The organism is Shewanella sp. SR44-3 (assembly GCF_014163735.1).
Classification (GTDB): Bacteria; Pseudomonadota; Gammaproteobacteria; order Enterobacterales; family Shewanellaceae; genus Shewanella.
Map to the genome: position 1 here is coordinate 1 of NZ_JACJDV010000080.1, position 2,047 is coordinate 2,047.

The window sequence follows — 2,047 nt, forward strand, 5'->3', positions numbered from 1 at the left end:
GCCTGTGAGATTTTTACCCGCTTGAAGATCTTTAAGGGCTTGTTCAAAGTTAAAAGGTTGAGTCATGTGTCATTCCTGTTTTTGTACAGTTTACTGAAATGACACAGAATTATGAACGCTACCCAGTAGTATCACAGGCGCTGAAGTGAACGTGAATGTTGCGGGCAATACCAACAATAATATTGGACACCCACATTAAATAGCGTGATTTAGCATCCTCTACTAGACTCAGTAAAAGTGTTAATGCGGGGAGCTTACTATGCCATGCCCTAGAAGAACTCAGATCAGTGTCGAAGACACTCCTTTTTATAGCTGTTGTAGTCGTGTCGTCCGTCGCGCCTACCTGTGTGGTAATGATACACATTCTGGTAAGAATTTTGACCATCGTCGTGGCTGGATCGAATCGCGGCTGTATGAACTAGAAGCCGTTTTTGCGATAGATGTTGCAGCTTTTGCATTCTTGAATATTAAGAGGGTCTAACCACCTTCATGTGGTATTACGCATTGATATTGAGACTGCAAACTGCTGGACAGATCGAGAAGTGCTGGAGCAGTGGCACAAACTGTTTAATGGTGATGAAATAACACAGAAATTTGTTAAAGGTGATGTCGTTGAAGCCCATGAAGTGCTCAGATTAAAGCATTTTATTGCCACTTATCGAAGTAGATTGTGTGACATCAGCTGGTTCATGCGTTGTTTAAATGAGCCAATCGCACGGCAAGCAAATCAAGAGGATAACTGCACTGGCCGTTTCTGGGAAGGACGTTTTAAGTCGCAAGCTCTGCTAGATGAAGCCGCTGTATTGGCTTGTATGGCTTATGTCGATCTCAATCCTATTAGAGCTAAGATGGCTGACACTCCAGAGCTGTCAGACCATACCAGTATTCAATTGCGCATTAGGGCTGCCTTAAAAGGCGAACAACCTAATAACTTGCTGCCCTTCATTGGTAATGAACGCAAACATCAGCCCAAAGGTATCGCGTTTTCACTGCAAGATTATCTTGAGTTGGTTGATGACACGGGACGTATTATTCGCAATGACAAGCGAGGTGCAATCAGCAGCAATAGTGCTAAGTTACTATCAAGGTTGAATATACCTCAAGAAAATTGGCTCAAACTCACCACTGAGTTTGGCAAGCTCTTTCACGGCCCAGTGGGCACACTTCAAGAACTTACCCGCTATTGTGAGCATCTAGAAAAGCGGCGACGACACTTCGCGAGTTGTTGCCAGCACTTAAAGGCGGGCTAATCTAAAACTCCTTGTAATACTAATTTTTTCAAATCAGCTTAACGCTTTAATGAGTTGGGTTATTGTGGCTAAAAATCACTGTTTATCCTGAATTAAACCCCGAAATCTGCCGATTTAGCCAACCAGCTTCCATAAACGCCAGCGTTATCGGCTTTCTAGCAACAAACCTTCACAATCTCGCTTGAGCACATGTCGAAAGTGCATTATGTTATTGTTTTATAATGGCTGACCGGATTTATTCTCAAGCTGGTGACCCAGTGGCACAAATTTTGGGTGGCAACACAGGTCAAAATGATACCATTGATGGCTTCCTCAACCGATTTAAAGGGTTTAGCGGAGCAGCGCACAGTGATTACAAATGTTCAGACCATAAAGGAGCACAATGTGGCCCAACAAATCCTTAAGTTTATTGCCTTGTTGCCCAGACAGGCGCTGATATTGCTAGTGTGTGTGTTGCCCTTGGTAGGCTGTGGCTCTACCTCTGCAGAGGTTGATAGCACAGACGTATTTGAAAATGAGTATGCTCGCTTTAGTCCGCCGGATAACTGGCTAGCCTCAAAAAATGCTAATTGGATATATGAATATGACGGGACACAAAGCGAAAATAAGAAAAACCAGTGGATTGTCTTAAAAAGTAGAGATTTTCTTTCAACTATAGTTGTTAGTTTTGAGTCTTTTAAGGCTCAAAATCAGATGCAGGTAGATGAAGAAGCTTATTTAAAACGGGTTTATAGAATAAAAACTGAGCAAGAAATAAAGAGCGACAAGATGATGAATGTTTATATAAGTGATGCATG

At 42.4% G+C, this 2,047-nt stretch carries 1 protein-coding gene and 1 pseudogene; both read left to right on the forward strand.

From position 1 onward, the window contains the following. Positions 1-259: 259 nt before the first annotated feature. Positions 260-1,250: pseudogene (locus H5073_RS17830) on the forward strand (transposase). Positions 1,251-1,634: 384 nt separating this feature from the next. Beyond that, a partial coding sequence (locus H5073_RS17835) for a hypothetical protein (protein ID WP_182680906.1) occupies positions 1,635-2,047 on the forward strand: 413 nt, incomplete at its 3' end.